Source organism: Streptomyces sp. NPDC107528, assembly GCF_055639295.1.
Map to the genome: position 1 here is coordinate 331,363 of NZ_JBVKAV010000007.1, position 21,739 is coordinate 353,101.

At 72.2% G+C, this 21,739-nt stretch carries 19 protein-coding genes; 8 read left to right on the forward strand and 11 right to left on the reverse strand.

From position 1 onward, the window contains the following. Positions 1 to 8 precede the first annotated feature (8 nt). On the forward strand, positions 9 to 1,625 hold the full coding sequence (locus ACZ7L5_RS23925) for a glycerol-3-phosphate dehydrogenase/oxidase (protein ID WP_471518648.1): 1,617 nt from the start codon (positions 9 to 11) through the stop codon (positions 1,623 to 1,625). A 208-nt stretch (positions 1,626 to 1,833) separates the two neighbouring features. Here the strand turns inward: ACZ7L5_RS23925 and ACZ7L5_RS23930 are convergent, their stop codons facing one another. Then, the gene (locus ACZ7L5_RS23930; RefSeq protein ID WP_471518649.1) at positions 1,834 to 2,703 is read right to left on the reverse strand and encodes a TIGR03620 family F420-dependent LLM class oxidoreductase; all 870 of its coding nucleotides are present in this window, start codon (positions 2,701 to 2,703) and stop codon (positions 1,834 to 1,836) included. Between the two features lie 73 nt (positions 2,704 to 2,776). Next, positions 2,777 to 3,109 (reverse strand): ArsR/SmtB family transcription factor, encoded by a 333-nt coding sequence (locus ACZ7L5_RS23935; protein WP_471518650.1) that lies wholly within the window; start codon positions 3,107 to 3,109, stop codon positions 2,777 to 2,779. A 96-nt stretch (positions 3,110 to 3,205) separates the two neighbouring features. Here ACZ7L5_RS23935 and ACZ7L5_RS23940 point away from each other — a divergent pair, with 96 nt between their 5' ends. After that, positions 3,206 to 3,877, forward strand: a complete 672-nt coding sequence (locus ACZ7L5_RS23940) for a FadR/GntR family transcriptional regulator (protein ID WP_328882737.1) — start codon at positions 3,206 to 3,208, stop codon at positions 3,875 to 3,877. A 13-nt stretch (positions 3,878 to 3,890) separates the two neighbouring features. Here ACZ7L5_RS23940 and ACZ7L5_RS23945 read toward each other — a convergent pair whose 3' ends face one another. Further along, positions 3,891 to 6,368, reverse strand: a complete 2,478-nt coding sequence (locus ACZ7L5_RS23945) for an NACHT domain-containing protein (RefSeq protein ID WP_471518651.1) — start codon at positions 6,366 to 6,368, stop codon at positions 3,891 to 3,893. 245 nt (positions 6,369 to 6,613) lie between these two features. Here ACZ7L5_RS23945 and ACZ7L5_RS23950 point away from each other — a divergent pair, with 245 nt between their 5' ends. Then, the gene (locus ACZ7L5_RS23950; RefSeq protein WP_328882734.1) at positions 6,614 to 7,597 is read left to right on the forward strand and encodes a PAC2 family protein; all 984 of its coding nucleotides are present in this window, start codon (positions 6,614 to 6,616) and stop codon (positions 7,595 to 7,597) included. Between the two features lie 109 nt (positions 7,598 to 7,706). Here the strand turns inward: ACZ7L5_RS23950 and ACZ7L5_RS23955 are convergent, their stop codons facing one another. Continuing rightward, on the reverse strand, positions 7,707 to 8,681 hold the full coding sequence (locus ACZ7L5_RS23955; protein WP_471518652.1) for an SMP-30/gluconolactonase/LRE family protein: 975 nt from the start codon (positions 8,679 to 8,681) through the stop codon (positions 7,707 to 7,709). Positions 8,682 to 8,991: 310 nt separating this feature from the next. Between ACZ7L5_RS23955 and ACZ7L5_RS23960 the strand changes: the two genes are divergently transcribed. After that, complete coding sequence (locus ACZ7L5_RS23960) at positions 8,992 to 10,716, forward strand: S8 family peptidase (RefSeq protein WP_471518653.1); 1,725 nt, start codon at positions 8,992 to 8,994, stop codon at positions 10,714 to 10,716. Positions 10,717 to 10,730: 14 nt separating this feature from the next. Here the strand turns inward: ACZ7L5_RS23960 and ACZ7L5_RS23965 are convergent, their stop codons facing one another. Beyond that, positions 10,731 to 11,078 carry a hypothetical protein gene (locus ACZ7L5_RS23965; RefSeq protein WP_471518654.1) on the reverse strand — a complete coding sequence of 116 codons (348 nt, stop codon included), beginning with the start codon at positions 11,076 to 11,078 and terminating at the stop codon, positions 10,731 to 10,733. On the opposite strand from ACZ7L5_RS23965, the gene ACZ7L5_RS23970 reads away from it, so the two are divergent. Further along, positions 11,067 to 11,366 carry a hypothetical protein gene (locus tag ACZ7L5_RS23970; RefSeq protein WP_471518655.1) on the forward strand — a complete coding sequence of 100 codons (300 nt, stop codon included), beginning with the start codon at positions 11,067 to 11,069 and terminating at the stop codon, positions 11,364 to 11,366. The genes ACZ7L5_RS23965 and ACZ7L5_RS23970 overlap by 12 nt on opposite strands. Positions 11,367 to 11,471: 105 nt before the next feature. Here ACZ7L5_RS23970 and mshC read toward each other — a convergent pair whose 3' ends face one another. The 4 genes from mshC to ACZ7L5_RS23990 form a co-directional block, all read right to left on the reverse strand. After that, positions 11,472 to 12,701 (reverse strand): cysteine--1-D-myo-inosityl 2-amino-2-deoxy-alpha-D-glucopyranoside ligase, encoded by a 1,230-nt coding sequence (gene mshC / locus ACZ7L5_RS23975; RefSeq protein ID WP_471518656.1) that lies wholly within the window; start codon positions 12,699 to 12,701, stop codon positions 11,472 to 11,474. A 119-nt stretch (positions 12,702 to 12,820) separates the two neighbouring features. After that, a complete protein-coding gene (locus ACZ7L5_RS23980; protein WP_471518657.1) occupies positions 12,821 to 13,639 on the reverse strand; it encodes an SCO1664 family protein in 819 nt (272 codons plus the stop codon). Next, entirely contained in the window at positions 13,603 to 14,193 is a 591-nt protein-coding gene (locus ACZ7L5_RS23985) for a DUF3090 domain-containing protein (RefSeq protein WP_471518658.1), read from the reverse strand. The genes ACZ7L5_RS23980 and ACZ7L5_RS23985 overlap by 37 nt, the downstream gene beginning before the upstream one ends. Before the next feature lie 99 nt (positions 14,194 to 14,292). After that, positions 14,293 to 14,979 (reverse strand): histidine phosphatase family protein, encoded by a 687-nt coding sequence (locus ACZ7L5_RS23990; protein WP_328882727.1) that lies wholly within the window; start codon positions 14,977 to 14,979, stop codon positions 14,293 to 14,295. Positions 14,980 to 15,041: 62 nt separating this feature from the next. Here ACZ7L5_RS23990 and corA point away from each other — a divergent pair, with 62 nt between their 5' ends. Further along, positions 15,042 to 16,040 (forward strand): magnesium/cobalt transporter CorA, encoded by a 999-nt coding sequence (gene corA / locus ACZ7L5_RS23995; protein ID WP_471518659.1) that lies wholly within the window; start codon positions 15,042 to 15,044, stop codon positions 16,038 to 16,040. A gap of 13 nt (positions 16,041 to 16,053) precedes the next feature. Here corA and ACZ7L5_RS24000 read toward each other — a convergent pair whose 3' ends face one another. Together ACZ7L5_RS24000 and ACZ7L5_RS24005 are read right to left on the reverse strand one after the other, a co-directional pair. After that, complete coding sequence (locus ACZ7L5_RS24000) at positions 16,054 to 16,842, reverse strand: ferritin-like domain-containing protein (RefSeq protein ID WP_471518660.1); 789 nt, start codon at positions 16,840 to 16,842, stop codon at positions 16,054 to 16,056. 249 nt (positions 16,843 to 17,091) lie between these two features. Next, on the reverse strand, positions 17,092 to 18,147 hold the full coding sequence (locus ACZ7L5_RS24005; RefSeq protein ID WP_328428829.1) for an LLM class F420-dependent oxidoreductase: 1,056 nt from the start codon (positions 18,145 to 18,147) through the stop codon (positions 17,092 to 17,094). 196 nt (positions 18,148 to 18,343) lie between these two features. Here ACZ7L5_RS24005 and ACZ7L5_RS24010 point away from each other — a divergent pair, with 196 nt between their 5' ends. Together ACZ7L5_RS24010 and ACZ7L5_RS24015 are read left to right on the forward strand one after the other, a co-directional pair. After that, positions 18,344 to 19,327, forward strand: a complete 984-nt coding sequence (locus ACZ7L5_RS24010) for an aldo/keto reductase (RefSeq protein ID WP_471518661.1) — start codon at positions 18,344 to 18,346, stop codon at positions 19,325 to 19,327. Beyond that, a complete protein-coding gene (locus ACZ7L5_RS24015; protein WP_471518662.1) occupies positions 19,324 to 21,588 on the forward strand; it encodes a helix-hairpin-helix domain-containing protein in 2,265 nt (754 codons plus the stop codon). The genes ACZ7L5_RS24010 and ACZ7L5_RS24015 overlap by 4 nt, the downstream gene beginning before the upstream one ends. The last annotated feature ends 151 nt before the right edge of the window (positions 21,589 to 21,739 follow it).

Consider the following 21,739-nt stretch of genomic DNA (forward strand, 5'->3'; position numbering starts at 1 on the left):
AACCCGAAATGACCAGTCAGACCACCCTGCAGTCCGTGCCTGCCCTCGGTACGCACCCGGCCTCCGGCTCCAACCCGAGCCGCGCCGAGACCCGGGAGCAGCTCGCCAAGGCGTCGTACGACCTTCTCGTGATCGGCGGCGGCATCCTCGGCATCTCCACCGCCTGGCACGCCGCGCAGTCCGGCCTCAGGGTGGCTCTGGTCGACGCCGGCGACTTCGCCGGCGCCACCTCCTCCGCCTCCTCCAAGCTGCTCCACGGCGGTCTGCGCTACCTGCAGACCGGCGCGGTGAAGCTGGTGGCGGAGAACCACTTCGAGCGCCGTGCGGTCTCCCGCCAGGTGGCCCCCCACCTGGCGAACCCGCTCACGTTCTACCTCCCCGTGTACAAGGGCGGGCCGCACGGCGCCGCGAAGCTCGGGGCGGGCGTCTTCGCCTACTCCGCGCTCTCCGCGTTCGGTGACGGCGTCGGACACCTCCTCTCCCCCGCGAAGGCGGCGCAGGACGTGCCCGAGCTGCGCACCGACAACCTCAAGGCCGTGGCCGTGTACGGCGACGACCAGATGAACGACGCGCGCATGGCGCTGATGACGGTCCGCGGTGCCGTCGAGGCGGGCGCGGTCGTACTCAACCACGCCGAGGTCACCGGCCTGCGCTTCACCAAGGGCCGGGTGACCGGCGCGGACCTGAAGGACCGCACGACCGGTGACGAGTTCGGCGTCAACGCCCGCCTCGTGCTGAACGCGACCGGCCCGTGGGTCGACCACCTGCGCAAGATGGAGGACCCCAATGCCGCGCCGTCGATCCGTCTGTCGAAGGGCGCGCATCTGGTCCTGAAGCGGACCGCGCCCTGGAAGGCTGCGCTCGCGACCCCGATCGACAAGTACCGCATCACCTTCGCCCTGCCCTGGGAGGACATGCTCCTGCTGGGCACCACGGACGAGGAGTTCGAGGGCGACCCGGCGGACGTCGCGGTCACCGAGAAGGACATAGCCCAGATCCTGGACGAGGCCGCGTTCTCCATCCGGGACCAGCAGCTGGACCGCGACCTCATCACCTACTCCTTCGCGGGTCTGCGCGTACTGCCGGGCGGCCCCGGTGACACGGCGAAGGCCAAGCGCGAGACGGTCGTGACCGAGGGCACGGGCGGCATGCTGTCCGTCGCGGGCGGCAAGTGGACCACCTTCCGGCACATCGGCCGCACGATCATGAAGAAGCTGGAGGCGCTGCCGGGCCACCCGCTGGGCGACGACTTCGAGCCGATCGCCTCGCTGCCGAAGAAGCTGCCCCTGCCGGGCATCGCCAACCCGCGCGCGGTCGCCCACCGTCTGCTCACCGACCGCCCGGCGCCGGGTCCGCGCATGGCGGCCGACACCGCCAAGCACCTGGCCACCCACTACGGTTCGCTTGCCTTCGACATCGCCCGTATCGCCAACGAGAACCCGGAGCTCGGCGAGCGCGTCCACCCCGACGCCCCGGAGATCTGGGCCCAGGTCGTCTACGCCCGCGACCACGAGTGGGCCGAGACGCAGGACGACGTGCTGCGCCGCCGTACGACGCTGACGATCCGGGGTCTGGCGACGGACGACGTCCGGGCGAAGGTGCAGGACCTGCTCGACAAGAAATGACCTCGCACGCGCCGAGGGAGGGTTTCGCCGGATGAGCCTCCCACGGCGCCAGGTCCGGCCACTCCCCTGACCAGGCCGGATCGCACGAGGGCGGCCCCTTCCGCACCGGGGCCGGCCACCACCGGAAGGGGCGGCTCCATGCCGACGGAGCCGCCCCTTTCGTCTTTCGGGTTCCGTCTCTCGGGTTCCATCGTTCGGGTTCCGTCTCTCAGGCAAGCAGCGCCTCGCCGAGCCGCCTCCAGTGGCCCGACGCGGATCGGCCCGTCTCGATGCCGATCACCTGGACGGCGACATGATCGGCTCCCGCCGCCACATGGGCCCGGAGCTTGTCGGTCACCGTGTCCACGTCCCCCCAGAACACCAGCTCGTCCACGAGGCGGTCGCTGCCGCCGTGCTCGATCTCCTCGTCCGAGTAGCCCAGCCTGCGGAACTTGGCCAGGTTGTACGGGGTGTTGAGGTACGGCCCCAGATGCTCGCGTGCCGTCGCGCGCGCCCGGGCGGGGTCCGGCTCGAGGAGGACCGGGTGCTCGACGCCGAGAAAGGCGTCCGGGCCGAGGATCTCCCTCGCGGCGGCGGTGTGGGCGGTGTTGACGTGGTAGGTGTGCGCGCCGAGGGAACGGTCCCGGGCCAGGGCGAGCATCTTGGGGCCGTACGCGGCCAGGACGCGCCGTACCGGGGTCTGCGGGGCGGGGACGGGTGACTCCTTGGCGAGGGCGTCCAGCTCGTCGAGGTAGGCGGCCATCGCCCCCAGCGGTTTGACGCCCGGCCTCTTGAGCCCGCCGAAGCCCAGGCCCAGCACATGGCGGTCCGGGTAGGCGTCGGCCAGCAGCGCGCTCGCGCCGTACGTCGCCCGGGCCTCGCGGGACCAGATCTGGGCGATGCCGTTGACGACGTGCAACCGCTCGGTGGCGGCGAGCAGGAGGCCGGCGTGGGTGAGTGCCTCGCGACCGCCGACTTCCGGGACCCACAGGGTCCGCCATCCCCGTTCCTGCAGCTCCTGGGCCGAGTCGCGTACCTGTGTGGCCGGCTGGTGCTCGAAGTCGAAGGTGTAGATGCCGAACGTTCCCAGATTCATCATGGATCGAAATATCGCAGATTCTCGATATGAGACGCAACAGACACGCCACGCCCGGCGCGAGACGCGCCAACGACTAGAGGGTCTCCCCGAGTTGGGCGACCAGCCCGGCGATGCGGCCCTCGTCGCGCCGGTAGTGGGTCCACTTCCCCACTCGTGTCGCCCGCACCAGCCCGGCCCGCTGCAACTCCGCCAGATACGCCGACACCGTCGACTGGGCCAGCCCCGCCTTGGCCTGGATGTGGCTCACGCACACCCCGACCTCGCCGGGATCGGCGATGGCCTTGTCCATGGGGAAGTGCCGCTCGGGCTCACGCAGCCACAGCAGCAACTGCAGGCGCACCGGATTCGACAACGCCCGCAGGGCGCTGACCAGGTCGGAGTCCGGTGAGGTCGCTGCGTCGGCCATGGATCCGGAGTATAGGTCGCCCTCTCGGCCGACCCCGCATAATGGCGTCAGACATCGGATGTCTTGCACGACATCCTGAACGGCAGGAGGCCGGCCATGGCAGTCACCGACGAGGCGATCGAGAAGATCAAGGGCATGATCGTCTCCGGCGCGCTCCGCCCCGGCGACCGGCTCCCCAAGGAGAGCGAACTGGCCGCGGAACTCGGGCTGTCCCGCAACTCGCTGCGGGAGGCCGTGCGCGCCCTGTCGCTGATCCGCATCCTGGACGTACGGCAGGGCGACGGCACGTACGTCACGAGCCTGGATCCGCAACTGCTGCTGGAGGCGCTGAGCTTCGTCGTCGACTTCCACCGCGACGACACGGTGCTGGAGTTCCTCGCCGTGCGCCGCATCCTGGAGCCGGCCGCCACGGCGATGGCCGCGTCGCGGATCAGCGAGCAGCAACTGGGCGCGCTGACGAACCAGTTGGACAAGCTCGGCAACGACCCGTCGGTGGAGGAGCTGGTCGCCTGCGACCTGGAGTTCCACCGGGGCATCGTGCAGAGCTCGGGCAACTCGGTCCTGTGCTCGCTGCTGGACGGCCTGTCCGGGCCCACCACGCGAGCGCGCATCTGGCGCGGCCTCACCCAGGAGGACGCGGTGAGCCGGACCCTGCACGAACACCGAGCGATCCTGGAGGCGTTGCGGGACCGCGACGCGGAGGCGGCCCGGTCGTGGGCGACGGTGCACATCGCGAGCGTGGAGCAGTGGCTGCGCTCCACTCTGTGAGTCGGTGCGGGGGTCAGGGCTGAGGTCCGGGGCTGAGGTCCGGGCCGGCCAGGCGGTGCTGCAACTCGATATGGCGGAACTGGTAGACGGCGCCGGTGCGGCGGAGCACGCCGTGATGCTCGTGGGCGTCGGCCAGGAAGGTCATGAGGTCGAAGGGCACCTTCGCGCGCAGGGCGAGGTAGCCGCGGGCCACCGCGTACCGGCTCCAGGCCGACTGGCGGATGCCGATGGCCAGCCCGGTCAGCAGCGAGGGGACCAGCCCGACGGCGTAGGCCCAGTGCCGGCCCTCCGTGGCGGCCCCGCCCCACACGCCCGTCGAGCCCCAGACGGTGGCGCACCAGCCCTGGGTGCCGATCACCACGGCGCCGAGCACCGCCGACGTCAGCACACAGGTGCCGAGCGTGCGCCGGTCGTTGGCCAGGAGGGCGCGGCCCTCGACGCAGACGCCGAGGTCGACGGGCACCGTCCGCAGGCCGTTCACCAGCAGACAGGCCACCGCGAACACCGCGCCCACCTGCAGTGCCGCCCAGCCCGCCGCAACGGGATCGGCGGGCGCGATGTACATCCGGGCCTCCCCGCCCGAGAGGACGTCCGCGAGGAGGCCCTCGATCAGGATGCTGCCGCCCAGCAGCAGCCCGCCCAGCAGCCCCCGGCTCACGCCCCGCGGGCTCCAGTGCCAGCGCACCCGGGCCACGGGGCAGGCGGGATCCGCACCGACGCCGTCCCTGCCGACGGCCGCCGCCATCAGGCCGTAGAACAGGGCGCTGACGGTTCCGCAGGCGTTGCCGAAGCAGAGTGCGTAGCAGATCGCGGCCGCGCATCCCGTCGCCGGGAGCCGCCAGTCCCAGTCGGCGGGCCGCCGTACGGCGGCCCTGCTGCCGAAGGCGAATCCGGAGATGATCACTCCGACGAGCGCCAGCGAACCACCGTCGGCCAGGCGGTGCAGGACGAGCGCGGCGGGTACGTCGGGGGCGACCGCCGCCACGCACAGCAGCGTGATGGCCATGCCCGCCGCGAGGCCGCCCGCGAGCCCGCCGCAGATCCCGGCCGCCACCACCCCGAGTCCGCCCCGCTCCTCCCACCGGGTCGGCGACGGCACCTGCGGTGCGAACAGCTGGATCACCTCCATGATCGCCCCTTCGACCAGCCAGCCCAGGACGCCCAGCAGCACACCGGCCAGTACCTGAGGCAGGGCGCCCGGTACGGCCTGGCCCAGCTTCCACCACGCCACCTCGGCCGCCCCGTCCGCGCCCCGCTCCATGTGCCGTGCCAGGAACCGCAGCGCGTGCCGGGCCTGGCCGGGGGTCCACGGACACGGGCGCTCCCGGCGCGGCCGGTACGCGGCATCGACGAAGGCATCGAGCAGATGGCTCTCCACCGCCCCGCGCGCAGGGCACCGCAACAGCTCGGCGGGATCCGGCAGTTCGCCCTCGACCTCCCCCGGCCGGGGGTTGTACACGGTCCTGGCCAGCGACACCATCAGCGGACTGCCGAGCGCCCGCGCCACCGGCGCGTCCGTCCCCAGCACCGCCACCACCGGTGCCCACCGCGTCGCCGCCGGCGCACCATGGCCACCCGCGCCGCGCAGGAGATAGTCGGCCACGTCGTCGGCGACCAGCGGTTCGAGGTGAATCCCCGCCATCCCCGTCAGCCGCGCGGGCACCCCCGTCCGGGGCCGAAGCGCCGCCCGGTACTCGGCCGGACGGCTGGACAGCACCAGACCGCAGCCGTACGGCAATGCCTCGGCGATCAGGTGCAGCGCCAACCCGCCCATCTCGGGGGGCAGTTCGTCGAACCCGTCCAGCACCGGAAGCACCTGCCGCCGCTCCAGCAACATCCCGGCGAGGGTCGTCTCCCCGTACTCCCCCGGCGCCGCCGCTCCCAGCTCGGCGTGGTCCTGCACCAGCTTGCGTTCCATCCAGGCCCGCAGATCCACGGCCGTCGGGTCCCAGGAGGCCAGGGGGAAGAGCACGGGGACCGGATCGCCCGCCGTCCGGTCCTCGATCAGCGCGAGCAGCAGCCGTACCAGCAACAGCGTCTTCCCCGACCCCGGCGCCCCCAGCACCAGCAGTCGCCGGCCGGGGACGCGGTCCGCGAAGACCGCGCCGATCTCCCCGTCGCGGCCCGCCGGCCCCGCCGTCACCTCGGCCAGGTCGGCGTCGGCGCCCCGCCAGGACACCGGCAGCGGATACGGGTCCGCCAGCCGCCGCGCCCGCGCCTCCGCCTCCCACTGCCGCCGTACGGCGACTGCGAGCCGGTCGGCGACCACTGCGGGGTCCGTCGCCGCGGACGCCGCCTCGGCGCGGTCCGCCCGATACGCGCTCCACGCCAGATAGGCACCGGCCCCCGTCGGCAGCAGCGCCGCGACCACGGCCGCCGGGTCCTCGACACGCGGAGCGATCAGCAGTGCCCCCAGCGTGCCCGCGGCGAACAGGGCCAGGTAGACGATCCCGGCGCGCCGTACGCGCGACCTGGGGGCAACTCCGCTCACCCGACGAAGAGTTCCGCAGGTCGGCCACGCCGGGAGCCGGTTGCGGCCGCTGCCACACGAGTGGGTGACGGGACCGTCAACCGCACCCGACGGCCAGGACACAGCTCGGATGACTGCGGGGTGTTCCGGGGTGGTGAACGGGGCAGTGATCCGTTCACTCCCCCATGCAAGGGGGCTGCGGGCGCCCCCGTCGCACGCCGTAAGGTTGGGTCGTCAGGCGAGGGCACGTCGGAAGGAGGCACTGGGTGATCGAGCTCGAGGGGGTTCCCGAGCTGATCGACCCGGTCATGGTGGCCGCGTTCGAGGGCTGGAACGATGCCGGCGACGCCGCCTCCACCGCGGTCGCGCATCTGGACAAGGAGTGGAAGGGCGAAGTGTTCGCGGCGCTGGACGCCGAGGACTACTACGACTTCCAGGTCAACCGCCCCACGGTGTGGATGGACGACGGAGTGCGCAAGATCACGTGGCCCACGACAAGGTTGTCGGTGGTCCGCATCAGCGGCGAGAAGCCGCGTGATCTCGTCCTCGTCCGAGGTATCGAGCCATCCATGCGCTGGCGCTCGTTCTGCAACGAGCTCCTCGGCTTCGCCCACGAGCTGGGCGTGGAGCTGGTGGTCATCCTGGGCGCCCTGCTCGGCGACACCCCGCACACGCGTCCGGTCCCGATCAGCGGGACCACGTCCGACCCGGACCTGGCCCGCCGCATGGACCTGGAGGAGACCAAGTACGAGGGCCCGACGGGCATCGTCGGCGTCCTCCAGGAGGCGTGCACGCACGCCGGCGTACCCGCGGTGTCATTGTGGGCCGCCGTACCGCACTACGTCTCGCAGCCGCCCAACCCGAAGGCGACGCTGGCCCTGCTCAACCGGCTCGAGGACCTGATCGACGTTCGCATCCCGCTGGGCGAGCTGCCCGAGGACGCGCGCGCCTGGCAGGTCGGCGTGGACCAGCTGGCCGCCGAGGACAGCGAGGTCGCGGAGTATGTGCAGTCACTGGAGGAGGCCCGGGACACGGCGGAGCTGCCGGAGGCGTCGGGTGAGGCGATCGCCCGCGAGTTCGAGCGGTATCTGCGCAGACGGGACGGCGGCAGCCCGTCGGCGGGCGGGCACGCCACGGCGGACGGCGGGGAGACCGGGCCCTTCCTGAAGGACAACCCCGGCGGCCGGACGAAGCCGCCGAAGCCTCCCAGGCCGAGCGGCACGGACGACGACGAGTCGTCGGAGGAGTGAGGACGAGGGCGGTGCGCCGGGCGCACCGCCCTCGCTCGCCTCACGGGGACGGAGCTCGTCGTGTCGGCACGGAGATCATGCCGGCATGCAAATCACACCGGCACGGAGATCATGCCGGCACGGAGATCACGTCGTACGTCGTCTCCGGTGTCGGCGTCGTGGTGAAGCGCGCGTTGGGCAGGTAGAGGCGGCCTTGGTACGCCGCCACCGTGGTCGGCACGTCGAAGAGCGGGTCGGTGATCCGGCGCCGCAAGACGCCGCTGCGGCCGTCGGCGGCGAGCCTGAACACGTCGATGGCGTTCTGCCGGTTCTGGACGACGTAAAGCGTCCGCCCGGTCAGCAGCAGCCCGTCGCCGTTGGTGAGCGGGGCCGCGTCGCCGAGGTCGACCAGTTCGGTGACGCCGGTGCGCGGGTTGACGTGGTGCAGACCGCCGACCCCGGACTGCACCACCAGGAGCGCGGAGCCGTCGGGGGTGCCGGTGATGCCGTTGGCGTTGACGACCTCGCCGGGGACCTGGCTCCAGGCACCGCTGAGGGGAAGCGTCACGACCTCGTCCGCGTCCGGCAGTTCGCCGCGCCGGCCGAGCGGCAGGGCGTACAGCGCGGGCTGGTAGGAGTCGGTGAACCAGGCCGTGCGCGAGGTCAGGAACACGTCGTTGGCGAAGGTCGGGGTCGCCGTTGTGAGGACGTACGAGGCGAGGATCCTGCCGCTGCGGGCGTCCACGACGCGGGCGCCCTGGCCGCGTCCGGCGACGAACAGGCGTCCCCGGTGATCGAGTTTGAGGCCGACCGAGGGCGTGCCCGGCCCGGCCGCGATGACGGAACCCTCGCCGGTGCGCAGGTCGGCGCGGAGGATCGAGCCGTCGCCGAGGGAGCCCAGGTAGGCGTACGGTCCCCCGCCGATGGTGATGCCCTCCGGGCGGAAGCCGTTCGGGAGGTTGATCACGGTGGGCCGGGTCTTTCCGGCCGCCGTGGCGGGGGTGCCGGCGGACCCGACGAGTACGGCACCGGCGGTGGCGGCGGCGGCCGTGAGGAGGGTGCGGCGGGTGGGATGAGGTGCGAAGGAGCGGTGCTCGGGGGCCACGATGCGTCCTTCCGCGGACAGGACCGGCCGTCGGCTGGTCCAACGGTCAACTGACTCCTCCACCCCACCACACGCCGACCGCCCCCGCAGCCGTAGACAGCCTCTCGACAGCGACTGGACACATCTGACCCGATTGCCGCGTGACAGCTGTTTCCAGCCGGAATGCACACGTTGCCCAATTCAACTTGTTTCCAAACCGAGTTGGCGAAAGCGGTCTGGACGGAACGCTCCGCGAGTGCTTGGTTGTCCCCCGAAGGCGCGCCGCACCACCCGCACTTGCCACCCGCAGGACCGAAGGGAGCGGCAGACGATGACCGACCAGGCACAGCCGGCGCAGGGCCCGGGGGCGTCCGGGCCGGGGCCCGACGGAGCGGGATTCACCTATCGAGGAGCCGAGCAGGAACTGATCGTCGTCGCCCGGCCCGAGGCCCGGCTGCGAGCCCGGGCCGAGGGCGTGCGGTCGGTGGCGGGCGCCGACGTCTCGGCTCTCAACATGTTCCTCACCGACGAACAGCTGGCACTTCAGCCCCTGTTCGGCAGCGAGGAACGGCTGCAGCAGGACACCGGCGCGCAGGACGTGCCCGATCTCGCGCTGTTCTACCGGGTACGCGGCGGGGAAAGCCGAGCCGAGGAACTGCGCGCCCGCATCGCCGCGTTGCCGGGCATCGACACGGCGTATGTGAAGCCGGGCGCGGTGCCCGCCTCCCTCGGCCGGATCGGGGAGGAGAGCGGGCGCCTGAAGGAGGGCGCGCCGGTCACGCCCGACTTCAGCGGCCGGCAGGGGTATCTGCGGCCCGCGCCCGAGGGCGTCGACGCGCACTGGGCCTGGCAGCGGCCCGGCGGCACGGGTCAGGGCGTCACCGTGATCGACGTGGAGGGCTCCTGGCAGCTCGGCCACGAGGACCTGGCCGCCAAACTGGCCGGCGTCGTCGTCGGCACCCCGCTGACCGACCTCGCCTGGCGCAACCACGGCACCGCCGTGCTCGGTGTGATCGGCGGTGACCGGGGCGAACGCGGCGTGACCGGCATCGTGCCGGACACGGTGACCGCGGCCGCTTCCTTCCAGGGCATCGGCACGGCGGGCGCGATCCACGCGGCGGCCGACCGGCTGGCCCCCGGCGACATCCTGCTGATCGAACTCCACCGCCCGGGTCCTCGGTTCGAGTACGCCGAACGCGACGACCAGCGCGGCTACGTCGCTCTCGAATGGTGGCCGGACGACTTCGCCGCCGTCCGCCACGCCACCGCCAAGGGCGTCCTCGTGGTCGCCGCCGCGGGCAACGGCGCCGAGTCCCTCGACGACGCCGTCTACGAGCGCCGCCCGGACGGATTCCCCGAGGTGTGGCGCAACCCGTTCAACCCCTCCAACCCGTCCTCCGGCGCCGTGCTGGTCGGTGCGGGCGCCCCGCCGCCCGGCACGCACGGCCGCGACCACGGCCCCGACCGCTCACGGCTGGCGTTCTCCAACTACGGCGCCCGGGTGGACGCGCAGGGCTGGGGGCGCGAGGTGACGACGACCGGCGGCTCCTGGGACCGGCCCGGCGATCTGCAGGGCGGGCCCGAGGAGATCGCCTGGTACACCGACACGTTCTCGGGGACGTCGTCCGCCTCCCCGGTCGTGGTCGGCGCGCTGGCCTCGCTGCAGGGCATGCTCAAGGTGGCCGGCCAGCCGCCGATGTCCCCCGAGCGTGCGCGCGCCGTGCTGCGGGCGACGGGTTCCCCGCAGCAGGACGCGCCGGGCCGGCCCGCCTCCCAGCGGATCGGCAACCGGCCCGACATCAAGGCGGCCGTCACCCATCTGGTGCCGCAGGCGGTCGGCTCCGGCCGGGCCGAGCGGTACTGGGACGAGCTGCTGCCGTATCCGCGTGAACTCCCGCCCCGGCTCCGGCTGTTCGTGGCCGGCCAGTGGCGGAACCTCAACCACCCGTCCCCGGAGATCCGCCAGGCGGTCCACACCGCCTTCGCGGGGGGACGGCCCGATGTCCGAGTGTGGTTCTCGGACGACGAGATCGTCGGCCTGGTGATCACCGGCTGACGCAGCCCATCACATCAAGGGAAGGTGACACCCGTATGAGCACCACCCCGCAGATGAGTCACATGGGACAACAGCAGGGCCAGCAGTTCCCGAGCACGTCGCCGTACCAGCAGCAGCCGTACGGACAGCAGCAGGGCCACGGCCAGCAGCAGCCGTCCGGCATGGGCATGAGCGGTTCGCTGGAGCAGCTCCAGCAGCTCGGCCAGCAACAGCCCTACCAGCAGCTGCTCCAGCAGCTCGGCCAGCAGTTCGGGCAGCACCAGCTGGGCCAGCAGCAGTTCGGCGGCCAGCAGTTGGGCCAGCAGCAGAACCCGCAGCAGGACCAGCAGGCACAGCAGGCCGAGCAGCAGATGCAGCAGCAATTGCAGCAGGTCGCGCTGGCGGCGGTGCAGCAGGTCGTCCAGCAGGTCCAGGCGCAGGCTCTGGCCTCCGGTGTGGCGAACGGCTTCATCGACATCGTCCACCCGTTGCAGGGGCAGCCGCATCAGATCTTCCTGCGCATCAACAACCAGTTCCGGGTCCTGAACAACCCGAACCCGCAGATCCACCAGCAGATCCAGCAGGCCTTCGCGTTCGGCCACCAGGTGATCGGCATCTGGGACACCCAGTCGCCGAGTGTGCTGCGCAGCGTCCGGATCCAGCGACTCTGACGGCCACCTGAACATCTGACGGCCACCTGGAACAAACGCGTCGGGGCGCTTCCACCCGTGGGGAGGAAGCGCCCCTCTCGTGTCCGCGGTTGTCCCGGGGTACGCCTAGAGAGCCACGCCCAACAGCGCGTCCACAGCGCGCGATACGACGCCGGGGGCGCCCTCGTCCGTGCCGCCGCTCTCCTCCTGCGCGGCGGCCCAGCGGTCGACCGCGGCGAGCGCGGCCGGGGCGTCCAGGTCGTTCGCCAGGGCCTCGCGGATCTCCTCGACGAGCGCCTCGGCGGGTGGTCCGTCGGGCCGGGACACCGCCGCGCGCCAGCGGTCGAGGCGGGCCACGGCGTCCTCCAGCACCCGGTCGGTCCACTCCCAGTCGGCCCGGTAGTGGTGGGCGAGGAGGGCGAGCCGGATGGCGGCGGGGTCGACGCCGTCGCGGCGCAGCCGGGAGACGAAGACGAGATTGCCCTTGGACTTGGACATCTTCTCGCCGTGCAGCGCGACCATGCCGGCGTGGACATAGGCCTTGGCCATGGGGAACTCGCCGGTGAGCACCTGGGCGTGCGAGGCGCCCATCTCGTGGTGCGGGAAGGCGAGGTCGGAGCCACCGCCCTGGACGTCGAAGCCCATGCCGAGGTGGTCGAGGGCGATGGCGACGCACTCGATGTGCCAGCCGGGCCGGCCGCGTCCGAGCGAACCGCCGTCCCAGTGGGGCTCGCCCGGGCGTGCGGCCATCCACAGCATCGGGTCGAGCGGGTTCTTCTTGCCCGGACGGTCCGGGTCGCCACCGCGCTCGGCGGACAGCAGCCGCATGGCGGCGGCGTCGAGGCGGGACACCTTGCCGAAGTTCGGGTCGGACTCGACGGAGAAGTAGATGTCGCCGTCGAGTTCGTACGCGGCACCCGCGTCCCGCAGCCGCTCCACGAGCGGCACGATGCCGGGTATCGCCTCGACCGCGCCGATGTAGTGCTGCGGGGGCAGCATGCGCAGGGCGGTCATGTCCTCGCGGAAGAGGGCCGTCTCCTTCTCGGCGAGGGCGGCCCAGTCGATGTCGTCACGCTCGGCGCGCTCCAGGAGCGGATCGTCGATGTCGGTGACGTTCTGGACGTAGTGAACCTGGCGCTTGGTGTCGAGCCACACGCGCTGCACGAGGTCGAACGCGTTGTAGGTCGCCGCGTGTCCCAGGTGGGTGGCGTCGTACGGCGTGATGCCGCAGACGTAGATACGGGCGACGGGACCGGGGTCGAGGCTGACCAGGCCCCCGGTCGCGGTGTCGTGGATCCTCAGGTCGCGGCCCTCACCGGGCAGGGCGGGGACCTCAGAAGCGGGCCAGGCATACATGTCATGAGCCTAACCGGACGGATGTTCCGTACACGAACCGGACCAGGCCGGATGGCCGGTGATGCGTTCTTGCGCGATGCCGGCCGCTGTGCTGCGCACGACACCTCCGGAGTGGCTTCCTACACGGGCGGCCAGGGAATGGCCGGCCACTCCCCGCTCGGCTCCGGATGCTTCCCGGACGTCAGCAGCGCCTCGACACGGGCGCGCGTGGCCTCCACCTCGGCGGCCGTGATCAGGCCGGCCAGGCGTACGGCCGGCTCGCCGCCCGCCGCCAGCCCCTTGCGCAGGGAGCCGAGCACCTCGACGGCCTCCCCGGTCAGCGGCTCCCCCGCCCAGCCCCACAGCAGGGTCCGCAGCTTGTTCTCGACGTTGAACGTGACGCCGTGGTCGATGCCATACAGCCGGCCGCCCTCGGTGGGCAGCAGGTGCCCGCCCTTGCGGTCGGCGTTGTTGATCACGGCGTCCAGGACGGCCATGCGCCGCAGCCGCTCGTCGTCGGCGTGCACCAGCAGCGCGGTCCTTCCCTCGCCGACCTCGGCGAACCCGATGGCCTTCCAGCCGGGCTCGGGCTCCTCGCCGTCGACCAGGGCGAGCAGCTCGGCCTCGGGCGCGGCCTCGATCCAGAGCTGGACCATGCCCTCGCCGTACGGCCCGTCCCGCAGCACGGTGGGCGGTACGAGACCCCAGCCGGTCACCTCGGAGATCTCGTACGCGGCGACCTCGCGCTGCGCGAGCGTCCCGTCGGGGAAGTCCCACAGCGGCCGCTCACCGGCGACCGGCTTGTACACGCAGGACGCCTCCCGCCCCTCGTACGCGACCGTGCAGAACAGCGCCGCGTTGGACGCCTCGCGGATCCGGCCGCGCACGGTCAGCTCACCCTCGGTGAGCAGCTCCACCGAGGTCACGCTCCGCGGCGGTATCCGTTCTGGCGCGGACATACGTGTCCTTCCGGGTCGAGCGGGAGGCTGCACAACGGACACGGCGGCCGCCCCGCGTTGACGACGTCCAGGGCACGCTTGGCGAAGGCTCGCGCCTGCGCGCCGGTGAGCCGGACCCGCAGCATCGGGGGCCCGTTCTCCTCGTCCTGAAGCAGCCGCTCCTCGGCCTCGGCGAGGTCCTCCTCGGAGTCGGCGTCGAGCTCCACCAGGGCCTGCGCCTCGACGATCATCCGCTGCTCCTCGCCGTCCCAGGCAAGGGCCATGGTGCCGACGCGGAACTCCTCGTCGATGGGGGTGCCCAGCGGCTCGGTGTCGGCGATCTCGGAGGGCGCCATGGCAGGGACGGAGGCGCTGCCTCCGCTACGCCGTACGACCTCGTCGAGCAGCTCGTCCATGCGCTCGGCGAGGGCGGCGACCTGGGTCTTCTCCAGGGCCACGCTGGTCACCCGGGAGCCTGCGGTGGCCTGGAGGAAGAACGTACGGCGCCCGGGCAGCCCGACCGTACCGGCCACGAAGCGGTCCGGGGGGTCGTAGAGGAACACCTGACGGGACACGTCCTGTCTCCATTGGAATCGTGAGTACGGCGAATCGTGGGTCGACGGAATCGTGGGTACGACGCTGCTTCGACCGCTTCACCCTACTGCGCCGAACGATCACGGTGCGCCCGCGCCGCCCCCGACCGTCGCGTCACCGGCCGGCGGCTCCTCGCGCGGGGCGAGGGACGCGAAATCACCGGTGTCCCCGAGGCGTACGAGAAACGGCCTCAGGCGTGTGTAGCGGATCGCGGTGATGGAACACGGTTCAACGGAAATCCTCTGGAAGAGGTCGAGATGAAGACCCAGTGCGTCCGCGACAAGGGACTTGATGATGTCGCCGTGCGAGCACATCAGGTACACGGCGTCACCGCCGTGATCGCGCTCCACGCGCGCGTTCCACTCACGTACGGCCTCGGCGGCCCGGGTCTGCATGGCCCGCATCGACTCCCCGCCGGGGAACGCGGCCGCAGACGGGTGTGCCTGGACGACCTCCATCAGCGGCTCGTCCTTGAGCTCGGCGAGCTTGCGGCCGGACCAGTCGCCGTAGTGGCACTCCCCGATCCGCTCGTCGGTGTGCGCGGTGAGTCCGGGCCGGGCTTCGAGGAGCGGGCGCATCGTCTCCTGACAGCGCTGGAGAGGGCTCGTGACGACCTCGGACAGCGGCAGAGCGGCGAGCCGTCCGGGCAGTGCGGCGGCCTGCTCGGCCCCGCGCTCGTCGAGGGCGACGCCGGGCGTCCACCCGGCGAGCAGTCCCTCGGTGTTGGCGGTGGAACGTCCGTGCCGGACCAGGATCAGCGTGGGCATGCCGCCCAGGGTAGGCGCACGACGGGGTGCGTTCGTGGCCGGAGGACGGGAGAATACGCTCCGTGATCGTCGACTGCGCCATCTACCGGGACGGGCGCCGGATACCGGGGCCGGGTGACATCTCCGACGCCCTGGATCTGTGCCGCCTCCAGGACGACGCCTTCGTCTGGATCGGCCTGTACGAACCCACGGAGAAGGAGTTCGACAAGGTCACCGAGGAGTTCGGGCTGCATCCGCTGGCCGTGGAGGACGCGCTGAACGCTCATCAGCGTCCCAAGCTGGAGGTGTACGACGACTCGCTGTTCGTGGTCCTCAAGCCGGTCGGCTACGACCCGGACAGCGACGTCGTCACCTCCGGCGAGGTGATGGTCTTCATCGGCGACTCGTTCGTGGTGACCGTCCGGCACGGCGAGGAGGCCCCGCTGGCGGCGGTACGAAGCCGCCTGGAGCACGAGCCGGAGATGCTCCGGCACGGTCCCACGGCGGTGCTGTACACGATCGCCGACGCCGTGGTCGACCACTACGTGGACGTGGCGGACGAGTTGGGCACGGACCTGGACGAGCTGGAGGCGGAGGTGTTCTCGCCGGCCCGCGGGGGCTCACGGCACACGGCGTCCCGGATCTACACCTTCAAGCGGCAGGTCCTGGAGTTCCGCAGGGCCACCGGCCCGCTCGCGCAGCCCCTGGAGCGGCTCGCCGACACGGGTCTGCTCAGCTCGCGTGTGCCCTTCGTGCACGACAAGGCGCAGCCCTTCTTCCGCGACGTCAGCGACCACCTCACGCGCGTGAACGAGGCGGTCGAGGGCCTCGACCGCCTCGTCTCCGACGTCCTGTCGGCGCACCTCGCGCAGACGAGCGTCCGGCAGAACGACGACATGCGGAAGATCTCCGCGTGGGCGGCCATGGCCGCGGTCCCCACGATGATCGCGGGGATCTACGGCATGAACTTCGAGCACATGCCGGAGCTGACCTGGCGGTGGTCGTATCCGGCGCTGATCGCGGCCATGGCCGCCCTCGAGGTGCTGCTGTACCGGCTGTTCAAACGCCGGGGCTGGCTGTAGGGACCGGATGCGGTCAGGCGAACTCGGGCGCGGACGTGGCGGGTCCGCCGAGGGCGTCACGTCGTTCCGGCATCCTCAGGGACACCATGCGCCGCCAGCCCGCGATCCGCTCCCAGACGTACATGGCGTGGATGCCCGCGGCGAGCACGGCCGCCTTGGGGCGGGGCCAGCCGAGGATGCGCCCCATGTGGTCCATGACCGCGAGGCTGACGTCCCGGTAGACCCGGATCTCGGCGAGCGCGCACTCGCGCAGCGTCCGCTGAATCAGCCGGCCGCGCCCCGCTGCCGCGAAGCGCAGCAGTTCCTCATGGGTGTACGCGAGGTGATTGTCCTCGTCGTTGGAGATCATCCGCACCGCCTTGCCGACGTCCGGGTGGTCGGCGAAGTACCTCCTGAGCATCACCATCTGGTCGGCGGCCCGCTGCTCGGTGACCCGGCTGTGCGACAGGTAGACGACGATGTCCTCGACCGTGAGCGGTTGCTCGGACTTGAGCTTCTCGTGGGCGAGACCGATGCCGTGCTGCTCCAGCAGCATCGTGTAGTCGGTCTCGGGCGGGACGGGGACGGGTTCGAGGCCGCGCTTCTTCATCAGGGCGTTGAAGATCCGCCCGTGCTTGTCCTCGTCCGCCCCGTGCCGGGTGATCTTGGGCGCGAGGGCGCGCTGGCTCTCCGGGACGAGCGCGGCGATGCGCGCGTTCTCCCAGCCGCCCTGGGTCTCGCCGCTGGCCGCGATGGAGCAGAACAGGCGGAAGGACTCGTCGTTGTCGATGATCTCCTGGAACAGACTCTTGGCCGAAAGCATCGTGGGGCACCTCTCTGCAGGACGCCGCAGGATTCCGCAAAGAACGAGTCAAATGCGGTAAGAGAGGTGCTGCAACAGCTGTGTCGGACAACTCCGCCAAAAGAATGACGATCGGGGTCACGACGCGGGCGTAACCGCGTGGACACGCGCGCGTTGTTCTGCATGACGGCCGTGGCGGGGAAGACCCCCGAGCCCCCACCACGGCCGCTGAACTTGCCAGGCCCTACGGTCGGCCGCTGATGCCGGGCGTCACGCGAGCCCGGCGCGCTCCAGGGCCTCGGTACCGGCGCGGAGCGAGGCGAGCCGCTCGTCGAGCGTGAAGCCCGCGGGAGCCAGCGACAGGGTCGTGACCCCGGCCGCCGCGTAGGCCTTCATCCGGTCCGCGATGCGGTCGACGGAGCCGAGCAGCGTGGTCCTGTCGATCAGGTCGTGCGGTACGGCGGCCGCGGCGCCCTGCTTGTCGCCGGAGAGGTACTTGGTCTGGATCTCGGCGGCTTCCTTCTCGTACCCCATGCGCTGGGCGAGCTGGTTGTAGAAGTTCTGCTTGGGGCTGCCCATGCCGCCGACGTACAGCGCGGTGTAGGGGCGGAAGGTGTCGGCCAGCGTGGCCACGTCCTTGTCGTCGCCCACGGCGAGCGGCAGGGTCGGGCAGACGTCGAACCCGTCGAGGGTCTTGCCGGCCTTCTCGCGCCCGGCGCGCAGGTACTTGATCGTCGTGTCCTCCAGGTGCTCGGCGGAGGGGAAGATCAGCAGGGCGCCGTCGGCGATCTCACCGGTCTGCTCGAGGTTCTTCGGGCCGATGGCGGCGATGTAGAGCGGGATGTGCTCGCGCTGGGGGTGCACGGTCAGCTTGATCGGCTTGCCGGGGCCGCCGGGCAGCGGCAGCGTCCAGTGCTGACCCTCGTACGACAGGCGCTCGCGCGTCATGGCCTTGCGGACGATCTCGACGTACTCACGCGTGCGTGCCAGCGGCTTGTCGAACTTGACGCCGTACCAGCCCTCGGAGACCTGCGGCCCGGAGACGCCGAGGCCGAGCCGGAAGCGGCCGCCGGAGAGCGAGTCCAGGGTCGCGGCCGTCATCGCGGTCATCGCCGGCTGACGGGCCGGGATCTGGAAGATGGCGGAGCCGACGTCGATGCGCTCGGTCTGGGCGGCGACCCAGCTCAGCACGGTGGCCGCGTCCGAGCCGTACGCCTCGGCGGCCCAGCACACGGCGTACCCCAGCCGGTCTGCCTCCTGCGCGACGGCGAGGTTGTCCGCGTCCATTCCGGCACCCCAGTAGCCGAGGTTGATCCCGAGCTGCATGGCCGATCCCCTTACCGATCAGTAACGTCCCTTGTGGGCCCGACCTTAGCGCGGGGGACGTCCCGCGGGGAGGCCAGTGTGGCGGGCGTCGCCCCACAGGCGGTGGCACGGCCGTCGGTATCCCCGGTCACCGTCCGGAAAACTGGTTATCCACAGGCCCCCACATGGCAGGTTCTGGCCAGTAATCTCGGCGTTCATGGAGCAGAGGCATCTCGGCCGCACCGGCCTGCGCGTGTCCCGGATCGGACTCGGCACCCTCACCTGGGGCAGGGACACCGACGAGCACGATGCGGCCGACCTCTTGAAAACCTTCTGGGAGGCGGGCGGCACCCTCGTCGACACGGCCGACGTGTACGGCGACGGGGAGGCCGAGTACCTGCTCGGGCGGCTCATGGAGGGGCTCGTCCCGCGCCAGGACCTGGTCATCTCGACGAAGGCGGGCAGCGTTCCCGACCCGGACCGCCGCTTCGACGGCTCGCGCGGCCATCTGCTCGCCGCGCTGGACGCCTCACTGGCCCGGCTCGGCACGGAGTACGTCGACGTCTGGCACATCCACGCCTTCGATCCGTACACCCCGCTGGAGGAGACCCTCCAGGCCCTCGACCTGGCCGTCAGCAGCGGGCGCGCCCGCTATGCCGGCGTCTCGAACTTCTGCGGCTGGCAGCTCGCCAAGGCGGGGACATGGCAGCTCGCGGCGCCGGGCATACGCACCCGGCTGGCGAGCACACAGCTGGAGTACTCCCTGCTGCAGCGGGGCGTGGAGCGCGAGGTGCTGCCGGCCGCGCTGGACCTGGGCATCGGCATGCTCCCCTCCTCCCCGCTCGGCCGGGGCGTCCTGACCGGCAAGTACCGCAACGCCACACCGCCCGACTCACGCGGCGCCTCGGAGCATCTGGCGCCCTTCGTCGCGCCGTACCTCGACGACACGGCGAGCCGCATCGTGGACGCCGTGCAGACGGCCGCCGACGGGCTGGCCGTGACCCCGCTGCAGGTCGCCCTCGCCTGGGTCCGCGACCGGCCCGGGGTGGCCGCGCCCGTCATCGGCCCGCGCAACGCGCAGCAGCTCACGGCGGCATTGTCAGTGGAGGCCCTTAGTCTTCCTGACGAGATCTGCCGGGCGCTCGACGATGTGTCGGCGCCCGTGCACCGCTATCCCGATCACGACTGGAGCACGCTGTGAGCACGGAGCCGCCCGAGACCACGGGGAACACCGAGCCGGGGCCGACCCAGGCCGCGCCGGGGGCGGGCGCCGGAGGTGCCGGGGAGCGGCCTGCCGGGGTCGAGGCCGCGGATTCGCGGTCGGATCACCAGGGCGCGGAAGGCGAAGGCGCAAGCCCTGCCGTCGAGGCGGACGGTGACGAGGCTGACGGCGGCGGGGGGGAAGCTGCCGTCCAGGACTCCGCGGCCAAGGACGGCGACGACGGCGACGGGGCGCAGTTGTCGGAGGCAGAGGCCGAGATCGCCGCTCAGCGGATCGAGCGGGAGCGGATCGAGCGGCGCAAGGCCGAGCGGCAGGGGCCCGTGGAGAGCGGGGCCAAGCTCAGCGGGAAGGCGGCCGATCTGCTCGCCGCCGTACGGGCCGTGGAGACCGGCGCGAAGCCGGCAGCCACCGTCTTCAGCGAGCCGGAGCCACCGCGCCGCCCCGCCCCGGAGCCGGTGCGCCCGCCGCGGCCGGTGGCGGCCGGCGGGGCCGCGGCTCCGGCGCCGGAGGCCGTCGAATCCGTGCGGCTCGTGCTGGCCGACGGCGGCGCACCGGAGGCACTCGCCCCGCAGGCCGCCGCGGTCCTCGGCGAGGGCGCGGACGACCAACTGCGGGCGGACCCCTGGCAGTTGCTGCGGATCGGCGGGGTACGGCCGGAGCAGGCCGACGGGTTCGCGCGGGCGCTGCTCGGCGCGGAGTGCGGACCCGACGACGAGCGGCGCGGCCGGGCGGTCACCGTCTGGCTGCTGGAACAGGCGGCACTGGCCGGACACACGGCCCTGGAACTGGCGGCGCTCACCGCCGCGTTGAACCAGCGGGGCGTGCCGGACGCCGATGCGGCCGTGCAGAACACCCTGGCCGAGGGCGAGGCGCTGGCCTTCCAGGACGCCCTGGACGCGCCCGGCGCCCCGGCCCGGCCCGGCGACGATGCCGAGGAGGGGGACGAGGAGCGGCCGGTCCGTGTCCTCGTCGGTCTGGAGCGGTACGCCCTCGCGGAGGAGAGCCTCGCCGACGGGCTCGCCCGTCTGATCAACTCGGCGCCCAAGCAGGACGGTTCGGCCGAGGACTGGGAGCGGGCCGCGGCCGACGCGGGCTCCGCCGCCGACCTGGTCCGCGCGGTGGCGAGCCATGGCCTGGTCCTCCACACCGGCGGGGAGGCCTCCCTGGCCGAACCGGCCGCGCTGCTGCACGCGGCGCGTGCCCTCGGGCTGCGGGCCTGGGCGGCCACCCACAGCCCGATCGGGCGGAGTCGCTTCGCCGCACGGCTGAGCGGAGCCGACGCACCCGGCGTCGCCACCGTGGCCGGTCTGCTCTCCGGTGCCGAAGGGCCCGGCCGTGACGCGGACGGTGCGTTCGACCTCGATCTTCTCGTCGTGCTGGACGCACCGCAGGTGGATGTCGAGACGGCCGCCCTGCTCACGGAGTCGTTGCCGGACGGGGCCCGGCTGGTGCTGGCCGGAGATCCCGCGGTGCTGTGGTCGGCGGGGCCCGGGCGGGTGTTCGCCGACCTGCTGGCGGCGCGCGGCTGCCCGCAGATCGCCTCTCGGCAGCCTGATCCCGGCCCGCTGGGCGAGTTGGTGTCCGGTATCGGCATCGGCGAGCTCAACCAGGTCGAGGCGCCCGGCAAGGAGGTCGTGATCGTGCCGGTGCGGGACGCGGGCGAGGCAGTGCACCGCACCGTGCAGCTCGTCGCGGACTCGGTGCCCCGCGCGTTCGGCGTTCCCGCCGAGGAGACCCGGGTGATCACGCCGGGCCACGGCGGCGCGGCCGGCACGCGCGCGCTCAACGCCGCCCTCAAGGAGCGGCTCAATCCCGGCCCCGGCCGCTTCGGCGGCTTCGACCCCGGTGACCACGTGGCCTACTCCCCCGCGCCGGGCCGTACGGTGCCGGGTCGGGTGGTGAAGGCCGACGCCGAGGGACTGCACATGTCCTGCGAGGGCGAGGCCGTCGTCGTACCGAAGGAGCGGGTGGAGCAGTCCGTGCGGCACGGCTGGGCCCTGACCGCACACCAGGCGGCGGGCGCCCGGTGGCCCGCGGTGGTCGTGGTCCTCCCCGGCGACGCGGCCCAGGCCCTGAGCCGCCCCTGGGTCTACACGGCCTTCAGCCGAGCCGACCGTCACCTCTCCGTGGTCCACGGCGTGGAGCAGGCCCTGCCCCGAGCCGTCGCCGAGGTCCCTGCGAAGCCGCGCACGACCCGCCTCCCCGCCCTGCTCGGCACGCAGGTGCCGGCGGCGGGCTGACCCGGGCCGCACACACGACGGCGGCGGGGGGGGCGGGATTGGTTCGTTGCCGGCGGGGGCTTTTTAAAAACCCCACCCCCCCCCGGCCCCACCTCCCCCAGCCCCTTTCTCGATTCGAGTCCCGTCGCTCTCCCCTCTCCTTTTCTCTCTT